1 protein-coding gene is annotated in these 804 nt (G+C 43.0%); it reads left to right on the top strand.

The window, feature by feature from the left end; translation table 11 throughout:
* Positions 1-5: 5 nt before the first annotated feature.
* A partial coding sequence (locus AX662_RS06930) for a KxYKxGKxW signal peptide domain-containing protein (RefSeq protein WP_197414668.1) occupies positions 6-804 on the top strand: 799 nt, incomplete at its 3' end.

The raw sequence follows: 804 nt of genomic DNA, 5'->3' as shown, positions 1-804 counted from the left end.
AATTTATGGAAAACAAAGTTCGTTTCAAACTTCATAAAGTTAAGAAACATTGGATTACGATCGCTGCCACAAGTTTGGCTATCGGAGTTTCACTAATTGGACTAGGACAGGTCGGAGCTGATGAAGTCAAGCCTGAAACGACTGCCGTTAACAGTCCTGAAAATGTCGTCTCTGACAGCAATCTTGAGACAAGTGCTAGCCTCATTACAAGAACCGAAGTAGCTCCAACGAGTACTGTTGTCGAGAATACTTCTAGTGAAGCAGTCTCTACTGACACTACATCTACTAATGTCGCTAGTCAGCCTACAGAAACGACTGCTACACTGCCTGCCAGTGAAACTAATAAAAAGGTTGAGGCAGCTCCAGTTAATGAAACAACTACTGCCGATAGGAGCGTTGGAATCTCATCTGAAACAAGCGACAACGTAACTACTTCACAGGAAACACCTTCACAAGGTGGCAAGTTCACTTCTGATGAGCAAGGCAACTGGTATTATCTAGACAGTGACGGCCACAAACTAACCGGTCCACAAACCATCGATAACTTTAACCTCTACTTCCATGACAATGGCATCCAAGCAAAGGGTGAAAAGATTACCATTGATGGCAAGGATTACTACTACGATAAAGATAATGGACGTAAAGTAACTGATACAAGTATTGAAGTAGACGGTAAAACCTATTTAGCAGATGCCGATGGTAGCCTAACCGAAAAAACGCAACTACCTACCCAAGTCGTGACCGGCGGCCATTTCCAATCTGACAACCAAAAAGATTGGTATTACTACACTGCCAACGGTGAAA

Source organism: Streptococcus sp. CCH5-D3, assembly GCF_001556435.1.
GTDB lineage: Bacteria > Bacillota > Bacilli > Lactobacillales > Streptococcaceae > Streptococcus.
Note: the sequence above shows the minus strand (reverse complement) of the source record. Positions and strands in the feature narration are given on the sequence as shown.